Here is a 22979-nt window from a genome sequence, read left to right as displayed (position 1 = left end):
GCTTTTTGATGTCGCTGCGTTTTCAGGGCTGAATCGTCCATCTCACCGTGGGTGGACTCCCAATGACGTCAACTTGAACCAACAGATGATGTCTGGGCTTTGGAGATGGCGACCTCCTCTTCAACCAGCGTTAATACCGATTGCTGTTGTATCGATCGCTACTCATGCTGAACAAATAGGCACCTTCGTCCGTGGCATTTCTCCAGGCCATCCAGACCACGCTCCTGCGCTATCAGAGCGCAAGGGATCAGCAGCAGGATGTTTATTTCTCCTGTGCACGCAATCTGGCTCGAGCCCAGTTCCAGTTGGCGGATGAGGAACTCAGCCGTCGGTTGTGGCAGGACGTGGCTGAGCGGGAGCTCGATGTGGATCGCATCCTGAATCTGATGTACGGCTGCTGGTTCCAGGAGGATCGGGCGGCCATGCAGGAGGCGGATGCGGCTTACAGCACCGAACGGGCCTCAGGTGGAATGCAGCCATCTCAGGTCGGCATCTTCGAGCACTGCTGAGCGGCTGTCACTGCGCCGGACGCTGAGGCGGTGAACGTCATTCTTCTCGGTCCTCAGGATTGCTGGCTGGATGACACCACCGTGCTGCTGAGTGATCGGCGGGCGGTTCACATTCTTGAGGTCCTCAAACCGAACATCGGCGACACGCTCAGGGTCGGCATCCGCGACGGCGCTCTGGGAACCGGCCGGGTCGTGGCCATGGAGGGATCCACGGTCAAGCTTGTGGTCCAGACGCGCGAACCACCACCGAGGCGCCATCGATTCGAGATCGTTCTGGCCCTGCCAAGGCCGAAGATGCTGCGCCGGATTCTGCGCACGGTGGCCGAGTTCGGGGTGTCGGATCTGCATCTGATCAACAGTGCCCGGGTGGAGAAAAGCTTCTGGCAGTCACCCCTGCTGGCAGGCGACAAGGTCGAGGAGGCTCTGCTGGCGGGGATGGAGCGCTCCCGCGACACCGTCGCGCCCCGGGTTCACCAGCACAGGTTGTTCCGTCCCTTCGTTGAGGACCGACTGGTGGACATCTGCTCCGGTCGACCCTGCTGGATTGCCGAGATGGGATCCGCCCAGGCTCTGAGCACCACGGCCGCCGGATCGGCAGTCGTGATGATCGGCCCTGAAGGAGGTTTCCTGCCGTTTGAACTGGATCTGGCTCAGGCGGTGATCGCCCGGCCGGTGCACCTGGGGGAGAGGCTGCTCAGTGTGGACACGGCTCTGGCGGCGGTTCTGGCCCTGGGTTGGGGATGATGAAGGTGTTGATGACGACGACCCATGGGTGACATCACGGCTCCAGACGGGCTTCAGGCTCTGGTGGCCGATCTGGGCAGAGGCAATGTGATCGACGCGGAGCTTCTGGAGGGGTGCCCGGTGGAAGCCCATGAACTCGACGACATGGATGCCGACCAGGCGGCCCAGGTGGCGGCCCATTGTTTTGCCGCCCTTTTTGGCCATTCCGTGGAACAGCCGACAGGACTGGAGGGAGATGGGGACACTGGTGAGTGGAGCGGCCGTGTTGACGGCTTCCGTTATGTGATCAGCCGGGATGATGTGGGCGATCTGGTGCTGGATTTCAGCGTGCAGGCCTGAGCAGCATCATCAGACCTGATCCGGTCACGACGATGGTCAGGGCACCGAGCAGCACCGGGTAGACCGGTTGCAGATTCAAGGAGCCGAAGTCTCCGGTGTGAATCCTGAGCAACCAGAAGGCATCGATGTTCACCTCCAGCAGAAGGCTGTACAGCGAACCGGTCGCCGCTGTCAGAAGCAGTGGGGCTGCGGCGATCGGCACGACCCAGCGGTGCAATCGGCGGGCCTGACGCTGGCGGGAGTTGTTGCTGTGATCCATCAGTGCTTTCGCGACTGGGAAACACTTTGTAATGTGTACCACATCCCAGTCAGGGACTGAACCGAACTACCAACAGGAGTAGTTGGTAGTTGGTTTGAATGGGAAAAGGTCATTCCAACTCTTAACTGTCTTGTCATCCTGCCTGTTGAGAGCAACAGATGTGTGCGAAAAGTGAATGAGAATGGTTATCATTATTGTGTCGGCATTCCTACAGGCATTGGTCTGCCGCTTTCCTCTTCCCAATCTCCCAAAGCAGGTAAAGAATAAAAAACATTAACAGCTAAATATCCCTACACAGCTGACTGAGCGCAAGTAGCAGGCTTTCTCACTAAATAACCGACGCCAAGCGAATAAACATCATTGAAGATAGGTAACGCTTTTCAACTTCATCCAGTTGAGCTTCATAGGTTCTATGAAAGTTATTCCAAACACCAATGACTTCTGTATCCAGGCAGCAACAAAAGCGACGAAATGCTCATCTTGAACATTTAGCGAGAGAAGTAGAGATGGAGGCGAACAGAAAAAGGCTTGAGATAATGGAGCTAAGGAGGTTGACCTACAACTATCAATACCAGAAGTTCAACGACAACTGAAAGCAATCAGTCACAGCAGAACTTCTTCTGCATAGTTGGTATGAGTTCAGCAGAAAGTTGGTATGTCCTCCTCTACTCCCACCAGATGACGCTGTGAGAGACGAAAGAACACCTCACCACACATTCCCCAACAGAACCTATCGCTCAATACAGGCGATTACAAACGCACCTGACGGACAAGTCAGTAGAAATAGTTAGATAGATAATCTAATCACTTCATCTCCTGCGCCCATGTGGCGAAAAACGCGCAGATGGGTGCGAGAGGATAAATGACACAAACTCCCGGCGAGTTCTTTACATAAACGCGCATAGTAATGAACGCGCGTAGGCAGAAACGCACCCACCCTATGGGAGGATCTTTCGTCCTTGTGGGAACTATGATAGACCTCACCATTTTTGCGTCATTTTTTATCGGACTTTCGGTTTCAAGTTTCTGCGTTATAAATCCTCTCAATCAGCGTGATTACACAAAGAAAGAAAATAAAGGCAAAAGCGAGCACCCATCCAAACTTCAAATACAAGTTGATGGTTAGATAAATAGATAGAGCGACACTACCCGCAAAGAAGATAGGGAACAGAACAAAGTTAGAAAACACCTTCTTTGGTTTCACCGCGCCGTCCAAATGGTAACTCAAATATAGAAATAGAAGTTATATGTTTCAGTATAAAGGACAACACAGACACGCGAGTAAGCGAGTGTGGATGTGTTGTCTCTATCAGTCAGAAGGTAAGGCGAGCAGAACCACCAGAGACAACAGGTTTAGGAGTAAAGGGTTGTCTTACTATGGGCGTGTTCTTTTGAGTTACAGAGGTGTCGTTAGACACCGACACAGGCGCAGAGGCAGGTGCGTTTGTTTGAGTTGTAGGAATACGGAGATTAGGTCTATTCATTATCAGTAGGTAGTTTTAGTTCTTTGATTAGTTGGATATGGATTTGTTGTGAGAACTGAAAGAGTTCATCTGTCTTTGAAGACGGCAGGAGTGATAGTTCTTTGAATAGTTGGTTATACTTCTCCAAATCAGTCATATAGTAAATCAAGTAGGTGTTCGTAGTCATCCAGTAGCGGAAAAAGAACGAAACTAAGCAAGGAATATAGTTGGTAGTAATACAGCATTTGATTGATTGAACGGGTAATAAATGCGAAGGACAGGTAATGCTCCTGTCTCCATATAAAAAGGTTCCACCCTTACCATTTTAGTTAGGAGTGTCTTCACCATCGCAAGAACAAGCGCAAAGGATTGACTGCGCCTGTAATGAACTTTCCAGTTGGAAATCCTTTATTTGATTAGTGTCGCAATAGAACGACAATCAATCAAAAACAATCCAGCGCGTCTTCACTACCATTCGCCAACATCTGTAAGGCGTGTGCTTCCCAACCAGTCAGAGGACTATCTTCACCAACAGACGCAAGGTAATCCTTGACTTCACCAGATGAACCTTCTTCAATACCTTGTGATTTACCTGATGTTCTAACTGGTTTCATATAGGCAGGAGGTGGTTCTGGTTTATTCATCTTCTTGCGCTGTTTCACACCAGTTGGCGGTTCAAGCGGTTGTTCTACCTTGAGACGAGAGGAGAGTGGTTTCTGTTGTTTGTAAGGTGATGAATAGGTCATCTTACTGAATATCCTCAACTGCTTTATTCCAAGAATAATCGCAGTAGTGGGAACACGCTTCTACAATCTCCTCTTTGGTGATGAGTTCTACACCCAACACATTTTGGAGTTTGAGAACGATGTTGAGGTTTATACTATCGCGGGAATTGATAAGGTCACTAAACACAAGGTTAGAGAAACCGAGTTTCACATCCAGTTCATTCATCCCATCATATGAAGTAGAGACGGCAAGTCCTCCTCTAACCACGCTCTCTGCGGGTGTAGGGAGTTTTTACGAGCGTAGTAGGCATCTTTCACTGCCTTGCGCTGTTCGTTGGTGATGCGGATGCGAGCGGACAGAAGGATAGGTAGCGGGTTATCAACCCATTTGTTTGAGTAAGTCATAGTCAGTCATAATAGTTTTATTAGTTCTGGGAAGGTAAAGGTAGGCACTTCACTTTTCTCTATCAGTCGGAATATCATATAAAAGACCAGCGTTTTGCCTTATGGAAAATCCCTATCAACACCTCTACTATTCATTCGAAAGTCCAAGTCGCTTCACATACGAAGATATGATGGATAGAATATTTATGCTGATAGACGAGCATAAGTATCAAGATGCGGAGGCGATAGAGAAAGAGTTTGAAGAGTTTATAGTTGTAAGAGATATACAGGATTTTGATGTGGTATGAAAAGTTTAATAAAGGACTTATTCAGAGTATGTTAGAGGTTCTGTGATCTCTTTCATTTCGGTTTACGGATTTTGATAGTAGAAGGTTTGTTACATGCACCACGCTTACGCGGGTCTTCGTTGATTACCTTCTCCATCTCATCAGTCATTTCAACAGGCGCACATGCAGGTTCCGTAGATGTAGGTGCGTCTGTTTCTGGTCCAGTTCCAGGTAGTGGTTCCATTACAAACTTACGGCGTGGTTCCGTCTCTTGGTTGCGCTTGTATTCTTTTTCGCGGTAGTCGCTACTCTCTAAATCAACCCACTCACCACCAACATTAGTTTCTACCTTGAGAAACGATTTCTTATCAATAGGATGTATCGGCATTAGAAAGACCTCCGAACCATTCCCGTAGGAGCGGTAATCTTCCTACCTGCGACTTTGCCGCCAGACAAGTTAGAAGGTGCGGAGATAAGAGGTTGTCCTACATTCGCATATCATCTGTATAGGTGACTGACATCGAAAGTCATTCCAGCGCACTAAGTTTCAAGGACAATAAAATCAGACAACACTTTGCGTAATCGTCTTATACGCGATGCATTTGAAAATCCGTTCCAGCGCAGCGAGTTTGAAGGATAGCAAAACTAAACACCTACTTGCTTATCTTGCTTATACATAACGCATCGTGAAACCTGTTCTACCGCAGTCAGTTTCAACGACACCAAAATACAACCTTACTACCCTAATAAAATAAATCCTTATTGAGAACTACTTATCACCGCATTTAGTGTCTAATGAGAATGTTCTTATCATTCGTTTTTATAGACGCACCTGATGATGATGTTGTTGTTTCCTTCTCTCTACTTGTCGGACCGCTCAACCACCCTTACTACCGCTTACTTTGTGTTCTTTCATTTATCTAACCTACCTTTGCGTCTGTTAGTGACGATAGAAAGGTAGGAAAAAGTCAGTTAGAGACAGGTTAGAGGAGGTGGAAACCATCTCCTCCGCTTCGCTACGGAGATGAGTTTCAGAAAGTTAGTGAAGGTTTAGTTATTGGTTGTCTTTTGGATGTTTTCCCTACCCACCTCCTTGAGATGGCTCCTCCCTTCCCAGTCCTTATGTATGGGTTTTTTAAGAGATTTTGACTATGATTTATAATCAGTTTGTGTAATCCGCAGGTGAAACTCATAACCTATAACGCTCTCTAACACCTCTACAAGGTTCTACAGCGAACGGAAAGGCCTTCTATGATGATAGTCATCTTCACTATTTCAGACACGTTGCAGACGATTTTGAGAGGACTTATGGAAATGTCGTAACGGAACAAGTTTTGATAGTTATTATATAATAGATGTAGCGTGATTGTTAGATAGACGCCAGATATAGTGCTATTGAGAATAAATCAACTTTCCTATTCTGAATAAGGCAATCAGTATTTGAAAAACGTCCATTCAGGTTTCGTCTTTTCATCTAAACTAAAACACGCAAACTGCCTTGTTATCATATCATCCTTACATATCCTACTCGGTTCAGACGAATAAGTTATAGAACAATCTACTCCTTTTTGTTCGGCAAGGTTGCCTAAATAATCATTATCGTTATCCTCGCATTCAGGTGGAGGTGGATTCTCAACCTTGTAATAACCACCTTCTGTAATCCACTTATTTGCCGACCCTTGTGCCTCCATCCTTGAACCATATCTGGTGGAACAAGAAACCAGTAACAGCGGAAGAACTATAAATGATAAGCTCCTAATCATCATTCCATACGCAGAAGTCATACCATCTTATATCCAAACCAGATATGTAAATCAATATTTGAAGTAGGTGTAATCAAGACCATCCTGTTTCATCTCCATGCACAGGAACTGGTGCGTTTCCTTTTCGTTGATACACTTTCTATTCATTTTCGTAATCTCCGTAGGTTTAGAGCAATCAACATTATCATTTGCACCATAAATCAAAACACCTCCATCACATACTGCGTCTGTTTCTAATGTTGTTATTGAACCACCTTCCTTTATCCATTTATCCTTCGCCTCCGTTGCCTCAAGCTTTGAACCGTATTTACTGGAACAAGACACCAACATCACAGATGCAAGGAGTAGGAGTAAAGGTTGTTTCATTAGTTCAAGTCAGTTCAGTCCTGAATACTCATAACGATAGCAGGCATTCATTACTTCCTTTACCACAGTTGCCTGATTGATTGGTTTTATCGCATCCTTCCGGTTGTTCGTTCCTTCTGCCTTCTTCATCAGTAGGACATATTCATTTGTTAGTTGCTTCGTAATCTTTGATTTGTTTTCTTAGTTGTGTAGTTGATAGTTTGTAGTATTGAACGACAACCTTCCGGTTTATGCCTGTGTTATTCATTTGTTTCGCTGTTTCAAGTTGTGGTTGCGTTAGTTGTTTCATCATCAAATAAATCTACTTTGGTTCTTTCAATCCGTCGCTTACCAAGTTCCGGCATAGTAAGTTCGCTACCCTTCCTTCGTAGGTTCAGGCGTGCGTATGTCTTTTGTGTTTCTCTTACATCGTGTCCCGCCATCTCTGCGACTTCCATCACAGGTGTTCCTTTTAGTAGTTGGTCTTCAATAAATGTAGAACGCAGAGAGTAAAGGGTATAAGGATGAGGACTAAACCTATGTCCTGTTAGTTTGTCCTTCAACTCTTCTCTTATATCAATCCAGGTTTCACAGAAGTGATGGCGACAATAGCTAACCCAGTGTCTTCTCACATCGCCAAAGACAAGAGTGTTCTTTGTGATGACTGCGTTTTCGTGTGTCTGCTCTCCGTCAGGTTCCACAACAGGAGGACAGGAAACAAGGCACACACCACCAGTAAGGCGATGGTGGTTGTCGTCATTAGAAAGTGTGAATAGGGTTGGTATGAAGCGGGTTGTCCGCCTCACCTCCCAGTTATAAGTTCAATCAGTCAGTGCTTTCGCAACTGCCGGTGTAGTTCCTGCTCATCGGCGCAGGGCATCCAGCGGCCGTTGTTCTGATGCACCGTGGAGCAGCCGATCTCTTCAGCGCGCTTCTCAGCCTCGCTCCGGCTTTCGTATATCCCCTTGCGGTGGGCGTGAGCCGGGCTGATGTTCAGCATCAGCGCGATGACCAGGAGAGAAAAAACTGTCTGCACCGTCAGACCGGCATTGGAATGATCCTTGCGGGTCGGGGCAAGCACCTGGGGGTTGAAGGCTGCGGGGATTTTCATCTGCGAATCCAGTTCATTGGCTCTCAATCCTGCCTACGCGAAGCCGAGTCGAGGGCGGCGTGGCGTCGCGGCATGGTCTCCCACCGTTATGAAGTCGAGTCGATCCGTGGCGGGGTCGTACAGCGAGAAGTTTGCTCCCTGGCCGATGCCGATCACGCTGCGTTTGGGAACGGCCTGTTCCTGCTGCTGTTCTCCAGCCGTGTCTTTCACATGCGATTGAATGGCACCACCGGTCAGTTCCAGGCGGAACTGTTGACCGCTGCGGGCGGTGAACAGGCGGTTCACATCCAGCCGGGTGAGGCGATCCAGAAGGATGAGCGGCGACGTTTCATTTGTCAGCCGATCGCCGATGTCGGCGGAGCTTCCATGGATCAGGGCGCAATCAAGTTCGATGAAGCCGAACTGCAGGGAGGCAAGCCACGGGAGATGGCGTTCGTCCACAGCTTTGAGCAGTGCGTCGACGGCATCGTCGCCATGCTCCCGGCGCAGCACCTGTGCGTTCTGATCACCGCGGTATCCCCGTTCGGCAAGCAGCTGCTCCTCCCACCAGCCATAGATGCAGTCGGGCTTGAGATCACCGCGTTTGGGCTGGCGCAATCGCTCCAGCAAGGCATCGCAGTTGCGCTCAGGACCGATCAGATCCCCCAGCACGAAGAGACTTTCCACGCCCCGTTGCGTTGAGAGGTCGCGTTGAATCCGCTCATAGAGCTCCAGATCACCGCGCAGTCCACTGACCAGGGCCCAGCGTTCCATCAGCGCTCACACACGTGGCTGGCGTCGTCGGCCCGCTCGGCATATTCGAAACCATGGCGCAGCCGCCAGGCGAACACCTCAGGCAGCCCGGCATCGACGATGGCCTGACAGGTTTTCGCCACGTCGTACTCCACCTCACGGATCGTCACCTCACCTGTGGTGTCGTTGTGGATCACATACGTCGCCTTGGTGTCGCCATGGCGGGGCTCACCCACTGATCCCGCGTTGACGATGCGGCGCATCGGCAGGGTCAGTTCCTGTTTCGTGGTCCCCTCGCTGCCGGCCTGTTCCACGGTCACCCGGATCGATCCACCGCTCAGTTCGCGCACATAGGGCTGGTGGGTGTGGCCGCAGAACAGGGTGTCCGCTTTGGCGGTCTCGACCCGCTCCAGCGCCGCAAAAGCACTCATGTCTGGCAGAAGATATTCGTGCTGACTGTTGGGGCTGCCGTGAACGAACAGCAGGCGGTCGCGCCTCAGGGTCATCGGAAGGCTGGCCAGGAAGGCTTTGTTCTCGTCCGTCATCCGTTCAGCGGTCCAATGGTGCGCTCGGTGGCCTCGCCGTTCCGCCAGTTGCGAGGGGTAGCTGCATTCGCAGGCATTGAGACCATCGATGATGTCTTCATCCCAGCAGCCCTGGCAGGTGGGGATGGCGCGTTCTCTCACCAGCTGCACCACTTCATTCGGTTGGGGGCCGTAACCCACCAGATCACCGAGGCAGGTGATCGTTTCAATCCCCTGCCGATCGATGTCCTCCAGCACAGCCTCAACGGCTGTCAGGTTGGCGTGGAGGCAGGAGATCACGGCGTGGGCCATGGGCGTCATCGGGTGAGGGTGGACTCGGGTTGCTGGTCGCGCATCGGGGCCTGATGCATGTCCAGCACGTCATCACTGATCAGGCAATCGTCGATGGTGGTCTGGATGCCGATGCCATTGAGAGCGTTGCCCTGCACCACCAGCTCCGACGAGCGTTTGGGGCGGCCATGGGGTGGCTCCACCCGCTCCAGGGGCAGAAACTGAGAGCCCTGTTGACTCACTATCCAGTTGCAGAAGAAGGCACGGCCATCAGGGAGATTCATCAATGCCTTGGCGCGGTAGACGTCGCCATAGGCACCATTCACCAGTTCGAACCAGAAGCTGCTGAGGCTGTTGGGGTCCCAGACACTGTTGTGGAGGCTGAGGCTCCAGGCCTCCAGCCTGTTGAACGCCAGCGTGTCCTGGCCGGGTAACTCCGGATCACGGCCGAAATGGAGGCATCGGTCCGGTCGCAGCTGGAGGGTGTCCAGTTGCGATTGGATGGCTGGGTCGATGGCCTCGGGGGCTTCTTCCGGCGGGGCCTGGAATTGCTGCAGCTCAATCAGGTTGATCCGATCAGCTGCAGCGGTTCTGTGCTGAGAAGTGGACAGGTCCTGAAGCGCTGGGATCTGGTCCTGCAGCCAGGTCCGGTCGATGCCGGCATCGCAGCCCTGCTCGAGACCATCTTGGCTCGTGCCCTTCAGCCGCAGGTATCCGCAGGGTCCCGGATGGTCGCGCAGTGTGTTGAGGATCCACGTGGTTTTCCCGCACCCAGGCGGACCTGAGATCAACCAGGTTGTGCTCATGGTCTCCAGCATCCACGCGCGGGGGGAACGACAGCCCTGCTCGTGGGAATCATTCTCATTCTGTTGGCTGGGATGGCTGCCTGTCCACTTCGATGCTCAGAACGTCACCGGGCGCATGGTCAAGGTTCGGGCTATGGAGTCGCGTGTGGACGTCTCTCAACCCTTGGCGTTGTTGCGCGCACGAGATTCAGAGATTGTTGGGTCGGAGTCGACTGGGCCGGTAGGAGATGAGGAATTGTTGGCGTCCCATGGAGGTGCTGTTCACGGCTGTGATCAGATCGTCACCCGTATTCCAGACCCACAACTGTTGGTTCACATGGCGATCGTCGATGCTCATGCTCAACGGCTGCCCATAGCGATGGCGAAGGCCTGCCAGCACTTCGGTCATATCGCTCACCTCAAACTCGTAGGCCAACGACCTCAAGCCGGTACCGGGACTCAGTTCAAAGGTTGACTGAACCACTGGGATTTCATCCAGGTGTGCGTTCAGCGCCTGATACTTCTGCGGTCGATCGGGGTCTGCCTGACGGGTTTCGCCGAGGTGTGCTGTGACTTGATCCAGCGTCATGCCCCACTCAAGTCCTTCGATACAGGCGGACACGTGTGATGCCCCAAGGCCCACGATGGAAAGGCAAGCCAGCAGTTGGATGACAAGATTGCGCAGCTGCCTCAGGGTCAAGCGTCCGGAACAGATGACGTCATTCTGTCGGCATCTGCGTTCTCCGCATCGCGCCACTCCTGTGCAGAATCTTTGGACCTGCGTTGGTGGGTTGGCTGCAAGCGGTTTTCAAGCAGACGGCCAACGCTGGCCCTGGTGGCCGCTGTTGCCGCTCTATCCCTATGGCCGCCGCCGCACGGTGTTCAGTGAGCTGATCCCTGGCCAGCTCTGGAGCCTTGAGCAGCTGCAGGGGGTGTATTACGTCGCCGTGCCGATTCGACTCACGGTGGTCAAGGTGCCAGGCGGGCTGATGTTGGTGAATCCCCTGCCGCCCACAGGTGAGCTTCGTCAGGCCATTGCTGGCCTTGAACAGCAGCACGGTCCGGTGCGCACGATCGTGCTCCCCACCGCCTCCGGCTTGGAGCACAAGCTGCCCCTCGGCCCCCTGTCCCGCGCGTTCCCTGATGCGCAGGTGTGGGTATGCCCCGGTCAGTGGAGTTTCCCGGTGCAGTTGCCCTTGTCCTGGTTGGGCGTTCCAGCACACCGCACCAAGGTGTTGCTCGACGATGGCGTCCCCCATGGCGACGTGTGTGAGTGGATCACGCTTGGACCGCTCGATCTTGGTGCTGGTCGCTTTCAAGAGATCAGCTGTTTTCACCGCCCTTCCGGTGCCTTGATGGTGACCGATGCGTTGGTTGGCATTTCGGCTGAGCCGCCTGCTCTGTTTGATCTCGATCCAACGCCGTTGCTGTTCCACGCCAGGGAACGGGGTGACGAGCCGCTCCTCGATACGCCCGAGGCGCGGCGGCGGGGGTGGGCTCGTCTTGTGTTGTTCGCCTCCTACCTGCGGCCGGAGCCGCTCGAGGTTCCCCCGATTCCCGAGCTGCTCCGCCATGCCTTCCGGCCAGGCTTGCGCACCTCCCGTGCCCACTTCGGCCTCTATCCATTCCGATGGCGGCAGGGATGGCATGACGCGGCCAGGGGGCTGATCGGAGACCATGAACCTCTCCTTCAGGTGGCGCCTGTGGTGGAACGACTCGTTTTGCCGCGCGCTTTGGAGACCTTCCTGCAATGGCTCGAGCAGATCGGGAGACTCGATGGAATGCGGTGTCTTGTCCCAGCGCACTACAGCGCTCCGATCGCCTTCACCCGTCAACGTTCCTATGAGCTTTTCTCACAGCTCAACGCGGAGACCTGGGCACCGGATGAATCGAACTGGGCGTTTCTCAGTTCGATTGATCAGCGTCTGCTGAAGCTCGGTGTGGTTCCGACGGATCCCCAGCTCAGAGGTTGAGTTCGTCGTCGGGCTCGATCGCCATCTGATCATCGGCGAACAGCGTTTCCTCCAGTTCCTTGCGTTGCTCCATCTGGCGCAGGAAATAACCGGTCATCATCGCCGAGGCCAGCATGTTGGCCAGGTTCTCCCTGTTGGAGGTGACTTTCACCTCGAAGTGCTCGCCGGGGAGCATCCCCAGCAGTCCCTGAACGTTGTGGCGGATGATGTCCTGGATCTCACCGCTTGCCGATTTGGCAACCCTCTGAAGGGTGTCTGGAGACTGTTCCTGCAGATACTGGATCAGGCTGTTCCCCGCTTGACCGTCGTTGTTATCGGTGGTCAGGAACTCGGGGTTAAACATCCCGTGTTATCTGCATCACGGTCCTGACCCTACCCCAGCCTCAGAGTTCACTTCGTTTCCGTCGGTGGTGGAGAACCGAATCTGTCCGAAGCGATTCAGGGGCCAGTACCGCCAGATCGCAGTGCCGATCACGTTCGCTTCCGGCAACGGACCCCACAGATGGGAATCCAGGCTTGCGTTGCGGTTATCACCCATCACCCAGAGCTGATGATCCGGCACGGTCACCGGTGCCATGGCATACGTGATCGGCTCATCCAGCCAGGGCTCTGGAACGGGCTCACCGTTGCGAATCAGGAGGCCGTCGCGTACTTCCAGCTGGTCGCCTGGCTGCCCCACCAGTCGTTTGATCAGGGCGGCGGAGGCGTCGTACCCCGCGTCCACCAGCTGAGCAGGTGGCGAGAACACCACGATGCTGTTCAACGGCAGTTGCCGTCCCCGCTGCTGTTCGAGCGGTGGTCGGATCTTCTCCACCAGGATCCGATCCTGAAGCTGCAACGTCGGAAGCATCGAGCCGGAGGGGATCCAGCGCGGCTCGATCACCAGCCAACGGATCAGCAGGGCCAGGAGGGCCCAGAGGATCAGGCTGCGCCAGAAACCGGCCTCGCGGGGGCGATCCGGTGGGGACGGTGTGGGAGTCATGGCCGCACCCTCGCATCGGCAGTGCTTCGCTCAGGCACGGACGAGCGGATGCTGCAGCAGGATTCCTGCAGTGGTGCTCTCCTGCACTGTCGGTTGCCCGCGCCAACCTCGAGGCGGCTCTTGGCCTGCTTCGCGCCCTGCATCGTCAGGGGTTGAGCCTGCTGGTGCTCTGTCCAGGCAGCCGGTCCGGCCCTCTGGCGACGGCGTCGGGGCTGATGGCGTCTCAGGGAATGCTGCAGCTGTTCACGGCGATTGATGAGCGCTCGGCGGCCTTCCTCGCTCTCGGGATGGCAACGGCGTCCGGCCGGTCCGTGGCGGTGGTGACCACGTCCGGCACGGCGGTCGCCAATCTGCTGCCTGCCGCCGTCGAGGCCGATCGCAGCTGTCAGCCGCTGCTGCTGCTCACGGCCGATCGACCGGAACGGCTCAAGACCTGCGGAGCGAATCAGACCGTTAACCAGGAGCAGTTTCTGAATCCTGCCTGCCGCTGGGTCGGCAGCATCGCCACGACCGGTCTGCACGCTGCTTCAGCTGCCGACATCAATCTTCTGGCTTTACGGGGATGGCTTCATGCCCAGGGGCAGGCCGGTCAACCCCCCGGTCCGGTTCATCTGAACATCCCGTTCGAGGAGCCGCTCCACGCCGCCCTCCTCGATCAGCAGCAGCAGCTGTCCGGGTTGCGAAATCCTCCTGCTCCTGGAGTGGGCGTCGCCGATAGCTCCACAACCGTTGATCCGCCGGATGCCTCAGCTCCGGCCCTGGATCCCGCGCAGGCGGGCGTTGTGGTGGCAGGACCATGGCGGGGACTGAGCACCGATCTGGCGGGGTATCGCGGTGCGCTCGCGGACTGGTTGGAGCGCAGCGGCTGGCCTCTTCTGGCCGATCCGCTGGCCGCCCTGCCGGTGGAGTGGCCCGGTCGGGTGCATCACTGGCCGCTGCTGCTCGATCAGTTCCACGGCGGCAGTGATCTGCAGGTGCTGCGTTTGGGAAGCATGCCCGCCAGTCGGTCACTGGAACGCTGGCTTGCCGCCGCCAGGGGACCTCAGGTGCTGATCAGTGAAGGCGATGCCCGTCCACTCGACCCGCTCGGCCGAGCCGCGCAGTGGAGCGGGGGGATGGAGGCCTGGCTGGCTCAGCAGTCCCCCGGACGGGCTGGTCTGAGCACCGCCTGGGCGGAGCCGGACCATCGTCTCGGCGCCCTGCTGGATGAGCTGCTTCCCTGCAGGGGTGCGGTGACTGAGCCCGCGCTCGCCCGCGCCCTGGGTCAGCTGCTCCCCAGCGGTCTGCCTGTGATGCTGGCGGCCAGTTCCCCCGTCCGGGACTGGATGCTGTGGAGCGGTAAGGGTGGGGCCGATCGCCGATGTTTCAGCTTCCGCGGTGCCTCCGGCATCGACGGCACCCTGTCGCTGGCCATGGGACTGGCCTGGTCGCTGGGACCAACGGTGCTGCTCACCGGTGATCTGGCCCTGCTGCACGATGCCAACGGCTGGCTTCATGGCGGCCCCGACGGCCCCCCACTGCTGGTGATCCTCATCGACAACGGCGGCGGTGGAATCTTCCAGCAGCTGGATATCCAGCAGCAGGGCGAGGAGCGATTCGATCAGTTGTTCGCCATGCCTCAGCGGGTCGATCCGCTGGCGTTGGCTGCGGCCCACGGCGTTCCCGGGCGGGCTCTCAGCTGCCTGGAGGATCTGCATGACGCCTTGGATTGGGGCCTGGCGCAACAGGGCCCCGCGCTGCTGCGGGCCTGCACGGATCGACGCGGCGATGCGGTGCTGCGCAAACGGCTGCACACCGCTGCTCAGAATGAAGTGATGACGCTCTGAAGCCGATGTCCCTGGCGCGGCGGGTTCTTCCCGGTGAATCGATCGTCGCGTGGCAGCCCTGGGGCACCTACAGCGACATCCTTGTCGACCGCTGCGATGAAGGCATCGCCCGCATCGCGATCAACCGGCCGGCCAAACGCAATGCCTTCCGGCCGCAGACGGTGGTGGAGCTCTGCGATGCCTTCAGTCGTGTCCGCGATGAGCGGGAGATCGGCGTGGTGCTGTTCACAGGGGCGGGGCCGTCCCAGGACGGGGTCCACGCCTTCTGCGCCGGCGGTGACCAGAGCGTGCGCGGCGACGGCGGTTATGTCGGCGACGACGGCTTGCCGCGCCTCAATGTGCTCGATCTGCAGCGGATCATCCGCAGCCTGCCGAAGGTGGTGATCGCCCTGGTGGCCGGGTATGCCATGGGGGGCGGTCAGGTGCTGCATCTGCTGTGTGATCTCAGCCTGGCCGCAGACAACGCTGTTTTCGGCCAGACCGGTCCCAGGGTCGGCAGCTTCGACGGCGGTTACGGCGCTGGCTTTCTGGCCCGGGTGGTCGGCCAGCGCAAGGCCCGCGAGATCTGGTTCCTCTGTCGTCGCTACGGCGCCGAAGACGCCCTGAGGATGGGGCTGGTGAATGCGGTGGTTCCCCTCGAGCAACTGGAAGCGGAGGGGGTGCGCTGGGCCCGGGAGGTGCTGCAGCACAGTCCCACGGCAATTCGTTGTCTCAAGGCCGCCTTCAACGCCGAAACCGATGGGCTGGCCGGTATCCAGGAGCTGGCCGGACAGGCCACCCACCTCTTCTACCGGACCGATGAAGCGCAGGAGGGGCGTGATGCGTTCCTCGGCAAACGCCCCCCTGATTTCTCCGGCACAGGCTGGTTACCCTGACGCCGATGCTTCCTCTGACGCCCCCGGATCCGGTTCCGCTGCTGCGGTCAGCGTCGATGGATTCGGTCATGGCGGCACTGGCATCACTGCCTTCGGATCTGCTGCAGAAAAAGGAGCGTCACATCGTGATGCTGCGCGGTCGCCGTCGGCTGCTGCTGCTCGAGAACGGCGGTTTGCGCAGCGCCTTCCCCGTGGCTGTCGGTATGCCCGGCTGGGAGACCCCCACCGGTCGCTTCCGGGTGATGGAGAAGATCGACCAACCGATCTGGGTTCATCCGGTCACCGGAGAGCGCGTGGAGGAGCAAGGCCCTGACAATCCCCTCGGCAGCCACTGGATCGCCTTCCATCGCGATTGCCTCGGGCGTGATGCCCACGACGGTGAAACCTGGATCACGATCGAGGGTTGCACCACCACTGGGTTCCACGGCACCCCGCATCGCTGGACCGTCGGTCGGGCGATCTCCCATGGCTGCGTGCGTCTGTACAACGAAGATGTGCGATCCCTCTACCGGCAGGTGAATCTCGGAACACCGGTGATGGTGCTGCCGTGACGGTCAGAACGTGCAGAACTGGTGAGGGTTGCCCTTAAAGTCGCCGCGCCAAGTCGGAAGTCCATCGATGCGCATCCTGTTCGCCGCCGCCGAATGCGCCCCGATGATCAAGGTGGGCGGCATGGGGGATGTCGTCGGGTCGCTGCCCCCCGCCCTGACCCGTCTCGGGCACGATGTGCGGCTGATCATTCCGGGCTACGGGAAGCTCTGGAGCAACCTCGCGATCCCGGATGAGCCGATCTGGCGCGCCCAGACGATGGGCACCGAGTTCGCTGTCTACGAAACCCGCCATCCCTCCAACGGCCTGACCATCTATCTGGTGGGGCATCCCGTGTTCGATCCCGAGCGGATTTACGGCGGTGAGGATGAAGACTGGCGATTCACCTTCTTCGCCAGCGCTGCCGCCGAGTTCGCCTGGAATGTCTGGAAGCCTCAGGTGCTGCACTGCCATGACTGGCACACCGGCATGATTCCGGTGTGGATGCATCAAGACCCTGAGATCAGCACGGTCTTCACGATCCACAACCTCAAGTACCAGGGCCCCTGGCGCTGGAAGCTGGATCGCATCACCTGGTGCCCCTGGTACATGCAGGGAGATCACACGATGGCAGCGGCGCTGCTCTATGCCGATCGTGTGAATGCGGTCTCTCCGACCTATGCCCAGGAGATCCGCACGGCCGAATACGGCGAGAGACTCGACGGACTGCTGAATTTCGTGTCCGGCAAACTGCGCGGCATCCTCAACGGAATCGATCTCAAGGCCTGGGATCCCGCCACGGACAGGGCTCTTCCCGCCAACTACAGCGCCGAGGATCTCTCCGGCAAGGCGGAATGCAAGCGCGTTCTTCAGGAGCGCATGGGGCTGGAAGTGCGTGACAACGCCTTTGTGCTCGGCATGGTGAGTCGCCTGGTCGATCAGAAGGGTGTCGATCTGCTGCTTCAGGTCGCCGATCGCCTGCTGGCTTACACCGATTCCCAGATCGTGGTGCTCGGCACCGGCGACCGGGGGCTGGAATCAGGCCTGTGGCAGCTGGCCTCCCGTCATCCCGGCCGCTGCGCTGTCTTCCTCACTTACGACGATGATCTCTCGCGACTCATCTACGCCGGCAGCGATTCCTTCCTGATGCCGAGCCGCTTCGAGCCCTGCGGCATCAGTCAGCTCTATGCCATGCGCTATGGCTCCGTTCCGGTGGTGCGCAATGTGGGTGGTCTGGTGGATACGGTTCCCCCCCATGACCCATCAGCTGACGCCGGCACCGGCTTCTGTTTCGATCGTTTCGAACCGGTCGACTTCTACACGGCACTGGTGCGGACCTGGGAGGCCTACCGCCATCGCAGCAGCTGGAACCAGCTGCAGATCCGCGGCATGACTCAGGACTACAGCTGGGATCGTTCCGCTGTGCAGTACGACGCGATGTACCGCGATGTGTGCGGTATCAAGACCCCCACTCCGGATGCGGCGATGGTGGAGCAATTGTCCCTGGGACAGGATGCCGATCCGTCCCGGAACGCCGCAGACAAGAGCGCACCTCAGAAGGATCCGGCGCCAGCGGAACTGACACCCGTAGCAGAGTCTCCATCGGAGCAGCCGCGTAACCCGCTCAACCGGCTGTTCGGCCGTCGCAGCTGATCTTGCCCAATCTGCCGGCCCCCTACGTCAGTCCATGGCGTGAGTTCGCCCGCAACCTGCGGTCGATGGCGGCTGATCTGAGGTTGCGGCTTCAGGAGGTCTGGCGTCGTAATCGAGAGGGTGATCTGTCCGTTCCCGGCTTCTGGCCTCAGGGGTTGGCCCCCTGGTTCTGGCCGCTCCTTCTGGTGCTGCTGTTGGGGTTGGTGCTTCTGCTGCCTGGCCGTTTCTCGCGCAGCCGCGCTGGCACCCCCCCGCCTGATCTGAGCGCGGTTCCGTCCAGCGAGCTTCCCTCAGCGTCACTCTCAACGGCAGCCTCCACGTCTCCGGCGTCTCCCGCCGAGCTGCCGCCGCCGCCGCCGGCGGAGAGCGTTGCTGAAAAGCCTCCTGTTGTGCCGTCTCTGGATCCACTGCTTGAGCTTCTGCTGGGACCAGACGCCCCCAGCCAGCTGCTGGTCTCGGCCCGACCGGATGGGCAGGCGCTCCAGCTGGTGCTGGAGCTGTCAGATCGCTGGTCTGCCGTGCCTCAGGCCATGCGAAAGCAGCTGGCGGAGGACTGGCAGCAACGCAGCAATGAGCTGGGCTACGAGCAGCTGCGTCTGGTCGATGAGGAAGACCGTCTCCTCGGGCGCTCAGCCCGGGTTGGCGTCGGCATGATCCTCTACGACATCCCCGCCTCGGCATGACTCTGCGGATTCAGCAGTTGATCGATCTCTGGGGACAGCCTCGGGGGGCATCCCTGGACCCGCAGCAGACGGTTGGCTCGATCGTCACGGACAGCCGCCGGATGCAGACCGGCGGGTTCTTCGTTCCCCTGGTGGGAGAACGTTTCGATGGCCATGCGTTTCTGGAGCAGATCAGTGCCAGCGGAGCTCAGGCCGCCGTGGTGTCCAGAAGCTGGAATCAGCCCCTGCCTGAGGGACTGCTGCACTGGCGTGTCGACGACACTCTCGATGCCTACCAGCAGCTGGCCCGTCAACATCGTCTAGCCCTGGACCTGCCGGTGGTGGCGGTGACGGGTTCCGCGGGCAAGACCACCACCCGCGAACTGATCCGGGCGACGCTGTCGTCCCTGGGGCCGGTGATAGCCAGTGAAGGCAACAACAACAACGACATCGGCGTACCGCTGACGCTGCTGGAGACCACGGCAGCCCACGGCGCTGTCGTGGTGGAGATGGGCATGCGGGGGCCTGGGGAGATCGCACGTCTGTCGCAATGTGCCGAGCCTGATATCGCGGTGATCACGAACATCGGCACGGCCCACATCGGACGTCTCGGCAGTCGTGAGGCCATTGCTGCCGCCAAATGCGAGATCACGGCCGCCCTCCATCCCGATGGCGTCGTCGTGATTCCCGCTGGGGATCCTCTTCTGGAAACGGCGCTGGCTGAGGTCTGGACAGGCCGTGTGCTGCGGGTCCGCCTGGAGGGGGATGCCACGGCGGCAGCTGATCTGATCGGTGCGGTCTCCGCTGAGCACCTGATGTTTGACGGCCATTTTCTGTCTCTGCCGCTGCAGGGGCGCCACAACGCCCGCAACCTGCTGCTCGCCGTCGCTGTTGCCCGGGAGCTGGGTGTTGCCGATGAGGCTCTGGAGGATCTGCAGGTGAGCGTTCCCGGCGGCCGCAATCGGCGTCTGCATCAAGGCGGGCTCACGGTTCTCGATGAGTCCTACAACGCCTCGCCTGAGGCTGTCTTGGCCTCCCTTGAGTTGCTGGCTGTTCAGCCCGGCCGTCGCTTCGCCGTGCTGGGAACGATGCTTGAACTCGGTGACCGCAGTGTTGAGCTTCATGCCGCTGTGGCAGCCCGGGCTGCGGAGCTGAAACTGGACGGACTCGTGGTTGTCGCGGCAGATCCCGAAGCCGCCGCCATGGCAGCGGCCGCAGCATCGCTTGATCGCTTAGCGGTGGTGTCGAAGCCGGACGCTGCCGCCGAGCCGTTGCGCCATTGGCTCCAATCCGGTGATGTGGTGCTGCTGAAGGCCAGCCGCGGTGTCGCCCTGGAACGTCTGCTGCCGTTACTGCCTTCGGTGTGACGGGCCTGAAAGGGTGATCGTCTCGAGGTCCTGATCGCTCCAGCCTCGATCAGCCCGGCAGGACACCAGCGGGGTCAGTCGGATCGTCAGCGGACGTCCTGCCGCGATGTCCACCCGCAGACCGCTGTAGGCATGGCGTCCTTCCGCCGGCGGCCAATCCTTCCCGATGTAGAGATCGCTGCTGGCTACGTGCTTCTCGCTGCCGTCGTCATTCATTTCCATCAGTCGTGCTCCCTCGCGGCGCTGACTGCGCAGGCCATAGCCGCTGCCGCCGCAGATGACCCAGTGGATCCCACTGTCCGCGTGGCCGGTGTCGTGGGTGCGCAGCACCTCAAGGCAGTGGGCGTGACCGCTGAGCACCAGGTCCACAGGAGCCGCTGCGGCCATGGTGTCGCCCAGCGATGCGGCGACGCCATCCAGCATCTGCCGAAGCCGCAGGCGGATCGCCATGGTGTCGGCCTGGGTCCACTTGGTCGCTTCGGTGACGTACGGGGGGTGATGCATGGTCAGGATTCGCCCCCGCACCGTCGGGTCCCGATGCGAGGCGATCAAGCCGTCCTGCAACCACTGCAGCTGGGCTTTGTCCACGGTTGCCCCCTGCCCGATCCGGCGGCGCAGATCAAGAATCGACTCCTGCAGTGTCTCCAGTTCATCGAGCAGGGCATCGCGGCTCTCCTCATCAACACCACCACTGGCCAAAGACTGGTAGACGTGATTCTGTTGCTGTTCGCAGGCCTGCAGCTCCTGTTGCAGGCTGCGGCGATCCTTCGATGGCGCCACAGGCGAGATCAGCGTGTTGGAGTCGATCGCGAAGACGTCGACCCCTGCATGGCGGAATCGGTAATAACGGTTTGGCAGGCGGGTGAGCCGTCCCGGCCGGTAGTGGAGGCAGCGATGCCCGTCCCACACGGCGTCGTAGTGGGTCTCGAGATGCTGCTCGAGTCGGGAGGGAGGCAGCTGGTGGAGCACATCCATGAATGCCTGGGCATAGACCTCTCCCTGGCCTGAGCCGCGCCAGCCGGCATCGACGTCGTGGAACCGCTGCAGATGACGACGCAGGGGCAGGGTCAGACCTGCCATCAGCGCCACAGGGAAGGAGAGGTCGTAGTAGTCGTGATTACCGGGAACCGGGAGGAACGGCTGGTTGAACACCATCCCCTCATGGCTCAGGCTGGACCACTGCTCTCCGTCCCGGAGCCATTCCCGATAAGGGCGCAGAAAATTGTCGCGGTACTGATCCGCTGCTCCCACCAGATAGACCACATCACCTGTGTGAAGCAGAAAGGCCGCATCCGGCTTGTGGGGTAACAGCCGTTCGGCGATCCGCCTCGGAGGGCTGTGGAAGCGGTGACGGCCGGTGCCGCTGTCCCCGAGCACCAGAAAGTGGAAAGCGTCGTCCTGTCCGGGCTGATCCCCATCCGGATCGAGCACCAGACGGGTCTGGTCGATGCCCCGGTTGGTCAGTGCCGGTTGTTTCCAGCGCACCCGCTCCGCCATCCGGGTGATCTTGCGCTGGATGGTGGGGTCGCTGGCGAGGTTCAAGGTTTCAGGCGGATCGGAGCCACCACCTGCAGGGCTCCCGGTTTGACGGACACCGTCATCTTGTCCGCGTCAAGAATCTCTCCATCCACCACCAGCTTCTGAGACTCCTCCAGCTCAACCTCGATCTGGCGGGTCCGGAAACAGGCGATGTTGTCGTGGTGGGCGGTGTTGCTGACGATCGCCGACCAGGCCAGGCTCGACAGCACCGAAAAACCACTGATGCGGTCCTTCGGGGAGGCGACGATCACCTCGAGAAGACCGTCGTCGGGGATCACCTGGCCGAAGCCCTGGGCCATCACGGAGGTGGCGGGTGCGGCGTTGGCCACGGTGATGGCACTGGCTTCGAGGTGATATTCCTCGCCGTCGATTCGTAAGGTCGCCTTGAACGGCTGCTGGTCCACCAGCTGACGCGCTCCCGAGAAGATGTAGGCCATCGGCCCGAGGATGTTCTTCAGTTCACGGCTTGCCTTGTTCACCATTCCGGCCTCGAATCCAAGGCCGGAGAGCAGGATCATCGGCTGGTCGTTGCACATGGCGACGTCCACCAGGCGTGTGTTGCCCAGCAGCAGATTGGTGCAGGCGGCCTTCACTCCCGTTGGGATGCCGAGGGCGACCGAGAAGGCGTTCGCCGTTCCACGGGGAATGATGCCGAGAGGGATGTCACTGTCCGCCAGAGCACTGGCAACGGCTCCGACGGTGCCGTCACCTCCGGAAGCGATGATCAGCGATTCGCCTTCCCCCTGCTGCTCGAAGGCCTTGATCTCCTGGATCAGTTCCCTGGCCTGCTGGGCGGGGTCGAGATTGGGTTGCGTCATCCAGATCTGAAGCATGATCTGGGGTTCGAGATAACTGCGGATCTCGGCCAGTTCGTTGACGGGGTCCCCCTGGCCGGCCACGGGATTGAAGATCAGATAGCCCCGCCTGCTGCCCTTGATGCCCCGCACCAGTGCGGAAGCGGAGGCGGGATTCAGGGCGATCGGCAGATCATTGAGAAGTGCTGCACGCACCAGGGGTTCCGACAGCACATCTCCGGCCCGTTCGCCCGTGGGAGAGGGGAAGTGGATCAGGCCGCTGATCTCTCCCTTGAGGATCGTGGCGGCCATCTCGATGTCACCGCCGCTGCGGATGCCTCGGCAGGTGGTGATCGACAGCTGGTCCAGAGTGTCGCGCTTGGACAGTTCCGCCAGCACGTCTTCGGCGATCAACAGCGAGAATCCCCTGAGGAGCTCAGCGTTGTTGCCGATCCAGGTCCCGAGCGCGGGACAGACGCTGGAATCGGCGTTCAGAACCAGGGTCGAAGGCATGTGGAT

General features: G+C 58.2%; 25 protein-coding genes. 10 read left to right on the top strand and 15 right to left on the bottom strand.

Going from position 1 to position 22979, the window contains the following annotated elements:
- Positions 1 to 191 precede the first annotated feature (191 nt).
- From SynA15127_RS07965 to SynA15127_RS07955, 3 genes are read left to right on the top strand one after another with little or no spacing between them, the layout of a single operon-like run.
- Positions 192 to 509 carry a hypothetical protein gene (locus SynA15127_RS07965; RefSeq protein ID WP_186483610.1) on the top strand — a complete coding sequence of 106 codons (318 nt, stop codon included), beginning with the start codon at positions 192 to 194 and terminating at the stop codon, positions 507 to 509.
- Between the two features lie 30 nt (positions 510 to 539).
- Positions 540 to 1253 (top strand): 16S rRNA (uracil(1498)-N(3))-methyltransferase, encoded by a 714-nt coding sequence (locus SynA15127_RS07960; RefSeq protein WP_186483609.1) that lies wholly within the window; start codon positions 540 to 542, stop codon positions 1251 to 1253.
- Between the two features lie 24 nt (positions 1254 to 1277).
- Positions 1278 to 1592 carry a hypothetical protein gene (locus SynA15127_RS07955; RefSeq protein WP_186483608.1) on the top strand — a complete coding sequence of 105 codons (315 nt, stop codon included), beginning with the start codon at positions 1278 to 1280 and terminating at the stop codon, positions 1590 to 1592.
- Here the strand turns inward: SynA15127_RS07955 and SynA15127_RS07950 are convergent.
- The 11 genes from SynA15127_RS07950 to SynA15127_RS07900 form a co-directional block, all read right to left on the bottom strand.
- Positions 1576 to 1851, bottom strand: coding sequence for a hypothetical protein (locus SynA15127_RS07950; protein WP_186483607.1), 276 nt, complete (start codon positions 1849 to 1851; stop codon positions 1576 to 1578). The two genes, SynA15127_RS07955 and SynA15127_RS07950, sit on opposite strands and share 17 nt — an antisense overlap.
- Positions 1852 to 3757: 1906 nt before the next feature.
- A complete protein-coding gene (locus SynA15127_RS07945; RefSeq protein WP_186483606.1) occupies positions 3758 to 4060 on the bottom strand; it encodes a hypothetical protein in 303 nt (100 codons plus the stop codon).
- A gap of 1 nt (position 4061) precedes the next feature.
- Positions 4062 to 4265 (bottom strand): hypothetical protein, encoded by a 204-nt coding sequence (locus SynA15127_RS07940; RefSeq protein ID WP_186483605.1) that lies wholly within the window; start codon positions 4263 to 4265, stop codon positions 4062 to 4064.
- Between the two features lie 518 nt (positions 4266 to 4783).
- Positions 4784 to 5098, bottom strand: coding sequence for a hypothetical protein (locus SynA15127_RS07935; protein WP_186483604.1), 315 nt, complete (start codon positions 5096 to 5098; stop codon positions 4784 to 4786).
- 1426 nt (positions 5099 to 6524) lie between these two features.
- Entirely contained in the window at positions 6525 to 6839 is a 315-nt protein-coding gene (locus tag SynA15127_RS07930) for a hypothetical protein (protein ID WP_186483603.1), read from the bottom strand.
- A gap of 260 nt (positions 6840 to 7099) precedes the next feature.
- On the bottom strand, positions 7100 to 7519 hold the full coding sequence (locus tag SynA15127_RS07925; protein ID WP_186483602.1) for a site-specific integrase: 420 nt from the start codon (positions 7517 to 7519) through the stop codon (positions 7100 to 7102).
- 128 nt (positions 7520 to 7647) lie between these two features.
- A complete protein-coding gene (locus tag SynA15127_RS13675; protein WP_370593971.1) occupies positions 7648 to 7929 on the bottom strand; it encodes a DUF3721 domain-containing protein in 282 nt (93 codons plus the stop codon).
- Positions 7930 to 7962: 33 nt separating this feature from the next.
- Positions 7963 to 8682, bottom strand: a complete 720-nt coding sequence (locus SynA15127_RS07915; RefSeq protein ID WP_186483601.1) for a phosphoesterase — start codon at positions 8680 to 8682, stop codon at positions 7963 to 7965.
- Positions 8682 to 9497 (bottom strand): metallophosphoesterase, encoded by an 816-nt coding sequence (locus SynA15127_RS07910; protein ID WP_186483600.1) that lies wholly within the window; start codon positions 9495 to 9497, stop codon positions 8682 to 8684. The genes SynA15127_RS07915 and SynA15127_RS07910 overlap by 1 nt, the downstream gene beginning before the upstream one ends.
- A gap of 5 nt (positions 9498 to 9502) precedes the next feature.
- Positions 9503 to 10282 (bottom strand): ATPase, encoded by a 780-nt coding sequence (locus tag SynA15127_RS07905; RefSeq protein ID WP_186483599.1) that lies wholly within the window; start codon positions 10280 to 10282, stop codon positions 9503 to 9505.
- 187 nt (positions 10283 to 10469) lie between these two features.
- Complete coding sequence (locus tag SynA15127_RS07900; protein WP_255475437.1) at positions 10470 to 10961, bottom strand: hypothetical protein; 492 nt, start codon at positions 10959 to 10961, stop codon at positions 10470 to 10472.
- Between the two features lie 91 nt (positions 10962 to 11052).
- Here SynA15127_RS07900 and SynA15127_RS07895 point away from each other — a divergent pair, with 91 nt between their 5' ends.
- Complete coding sequence (locus tag SynA15127_RS07895) at positions 11053 to 12234, top strand: DUF4336 domain-containing protein (protein ID WP_255475436.1); 1182 nt, start codon at positions 11053 to 11055, stop codon at positions 12232 to 12234.
- Here SynA15127_RS07895 and SynA15127_RS07890 read toward each other — a convergent pair.
- Both SynA15127_RS07890 and lepB read right to left on the bottom strand, forming a co-directional pair.
- Positions 12224 to 12577 carry a DUF760 domain-containing protein gene (locus SynA15127_RS07890; protein ID WP_186483597.1) on the bottom strand — a complete coding sequence of 118 codons (354 nt, stop codon included), beginning with the start codon at positions 12575 to 12577 and terminating at the stop codon, positions 12224 to 12226. The genes SynA15127_RS07895 and SynA15127_RS07890 overlap by 11 nt on opposite strands.
- A gap of 15 nt (positions 12578 to 12592) precedes the next feature.
- On the bottom strand, positions 12593 to 13216 hold the full coding sequence (gene lepB, locus SynA15127_RS07885; RefSeq protein WP_186483596.1) for a signal peptidase I: 624 nt from the start codon (positions 13214 to 13216) through the stop codon (positions 12593 to 12595).
- 125 nt (positions 13217 to 13341) lie between these two features.
- Between lepB and menD the strand changes: the two genes are divergently transcribed.
- The 6 genes from menD (at position 13342) to murF (ending at position 20127) form a co-directional block, all read left to right on the top strand.
- Positions 13342 to 15042 carry a 2-succinyl-5-enolpyruvyl-6-hydroxy-3-cyclohexene-1-carboxylic-acid synthase gene (gene menD / locus SynA15127_RS07880; protein ID WP_186485642.1) on the top strand — a complete coding sequence of 567 codons (1701 nt, stop codon included), beginning with the start codon at positions 13342 to 13344 and terminating at the stop codon, positions 15040 to 15042.
- 5 nt (positions 15043 to 15047) lie between these two features.
- Positions 15048 to 15917: a 1,4-dihydroxy-2-naphthoyl-CoA synthase gene (menB, locus tag SynA15127_RS07875; protein WP_186483595.1), complete on the top strand. Its 870-nt coding sequence runs from the start codon at positions 15048 to 15050 to the stop codon at positions 15915 to 15917.
- 5 nt (positions 15918 to 15922) lie between these two features.
- Positions 15923 to 16468, top strand: coding sequence for a L,D-transpeptidase (locus tag SynA15127_RS07870; protein WP_186483594.1), 546 nt, complete (start codon positions 15923 to 15925; stop codon positions 16466 to 16468).
- Positions 16469 to 16535: 67 nt separating this feature from the next.
- Positions 16536 to 18098: a glycogen synthase GlgA gene (glgA, locus tag SynA15127_RS07865; protein ID WP_186483593.1), complete on the top strand. Its 1563-nt coding sequence runs from the start codon at positions 16536 to 16538 to the stop codon at positions 18096 to 18098.
- Between the two features lie 2 nt (positions 18099 to 18100).
- A complete protein-coding gene (locus SynA15127_RS07860; RefSeq protein WP_255475435.1) occupies positions 18101 to 18781 on the top strand; it encodes a hypothetical protein in 681 nt (226 codons plus the stop codon).
- Positions 18778 to 20127, top strand: coding sequence for a UDP-N-acetylmuramoyl-tripeptide--D-alanyl-D-alanine ligase (gene murF / locus SynA15127_RS07855; RefSeq protein WP_186483592.1), 1350 nt, complete (start codon positions 18778 to 18780; stop codon positions 20125 to 20127). Before SynA15127_RS07860 ends, murF begins: the two co-directional genes overlap by 4 nt.
- On the opposite strand, the gene SynA15127_RS07850 is transcribed toward murF, so the two are convergent.
- Both SynA15127_RS07850 and SynA15127_RS07845 read right to left on the bottom strand, forming a co-directional pair.
- The gene (locus SynA15127_RS07850; RefSeq protein WP_186483591.1) at positions 20110 to 21669 is read right to left on the bottom strand and encodes a metallophosphoesterase; all 1560 of its coding nucleotides are present in this window, start codon (positions 21667 to 21669) and stop codon (positions 20110 to 20112) included. The genes murF and SynA15127_RS07850 overlap by 18 nt on opposite strands.
- Entirely contained in the window at positions 21666 to 22973 is a 1308-nt protein-coding gene (locus SynA15127_RS07845) for a YegS/Rv2252/BmrU family lipid kinase (RefSeq protein ID WP_186483590.1), read from the bottom strand. The genes SynA15127_RS07850 and SynA15127_RS07845 overlap by 4 nt, the downstream gene beginning before the upstream one ends.
- Positions 22974 to 22979: the final 6 nt, after the last annotated feature.

This window comes from Synechococcus sp. A15-127 (assembly GCF_014280215.1).
In the GTDB taxonomy this organism is placed as follows: domain Bacteria; phylum Cyanobacteriota; class Cyanobacteriia; order PCC-6307; family Cyanobiaceae; genus Parasynechococcus.
Note: the sequence above shows the minus strand (reverse complement) of the source record. Positions and strands in the feature narration are given on the sequence as shown.

Excerpts from the sequence above, each read along its gene's own strand:
- SynA15127_RS07945 (WP_186483606.1), bottom strand. The coding sequence starts at position 4,060 with ATGACCTATTCATCACCTTACAAACAACAGAAACCACTCTCCTCTCGT.
- SynA15127_RS07910 (WP_186483600.1), bottom strand. The coding sequence starts at position 9,497 with ATGGCCCACGCCGTGATCTCCTGCCTCCACGCCAACCTGACAGCCGTT.
- SynA15127_RS07955 (WP_186483608.1), top strand. The coding sequence starts at position 1,278 with ATGGGTGACATCACGGCTCCAGACGGGCTTCAGGCTCTGGTGGCCGAT.
- SynA15127_RS07940 (WP_186483605.1), bottom strand. The coding sequence starts at position 4,265 with ATGAATGAACTGGATGTGAAACTCGGTTTCTCTAACCTTGTGTTTAGT.
- menB (WP_186483595.1), top strand. The coding sequence starts at position 15,048 with ATGTCCCTGGCGCGGCGGGTTCTTCCCGGTGAATCGATCGTCGCGTGG.
- SynA15127_RS07915 (WP_186483601.1), bottom strand. The coding sequence starts at position 8,682 with ATGGAACGCTGGGCCCTGGTCAGTGGACTGCGCGGTGATCTGGAGCTC.
- SynA15127_RS13675 (WP_370593971.1), bottom strand. The coding sequence starts at position 7,929 with ATGAAAATCCCCGCAGCCTTCAACCCCCAGGTGCTTGCCCCGACCCGC.
- SynA15127_RS07930 (WP_186483603.1), bottom strand. The coding sequence starts at position 6,839 with ATGAAACAACCTTTACTCCTACTCCTTGCATCTGTGATGTTGGTGTCT.
- glgA (WP_186483593.1), top strand. The coding sequence starts at position 16,536 with ATGCGCATCCTGTTCGCCGCCGCCGAATGCGCCCCGATGATCAAGGTG.
- SynA15127_RS07845 (WP_186483590.1), bottom strand. The coding sequence starts at position 22,973 with ATGCCTTCGACCCTGGTTCTGAACGCCGATTCCAGCGTCTGTCCCGCG.
- SynA15127_RS07870 (WP_186483594.1), top strand. The coding sequence starts at position 15,923 with ATGCTTCCTCTGACGCCCCCGGATCCGGTTCCGCTGCTGCGGTCAGCG.
- SynA15127_RS07935 (WP_186483604.1), bottom strand. The coding sequence starts at position 5,098 with ATGCCGATACATCCTATTGATAAGAAATCGTTTCTCAAGGTAGAAACT.
- murF (WP_186483592.1), top strand. The coding sequence starts at position 18,778 with ATGACTCTGCGGATTCAGCAGTTGATCGATCTCTGGGGACAGCCTCGG.
- SynA15127_RS07905 (WP_186483599.1), bottom strand. The coding sequence starts at position 10,282 with ATGAGCACAACCTGGTTGATCTCAGGTCCGCCTGGGTGCGGGAAAACC.
- lepB (WP_186483596.1), bottom strand. The coding sequence starts at position 13,216 with ATGACTCCCACACCGTCCCCACCGGATCGCCCCCGCGAGGCCGGTTTC.
- SynA15127_RS07890 (WP_186483597.1), bottom strand. The coding sequence starts at position 12,577 with ATGTTTAACCCCGAGTTCCTGACCACCGATAACAACGACGGTCAAGCG.
- SynA15127_RS07950 (WP_186483607.1), bottom strand. The coding sequence starts at position 1,851 with ATGGATCACAGCAACAACTCCCGCCAGCGTCAGGCCCGCCGATTGCAC.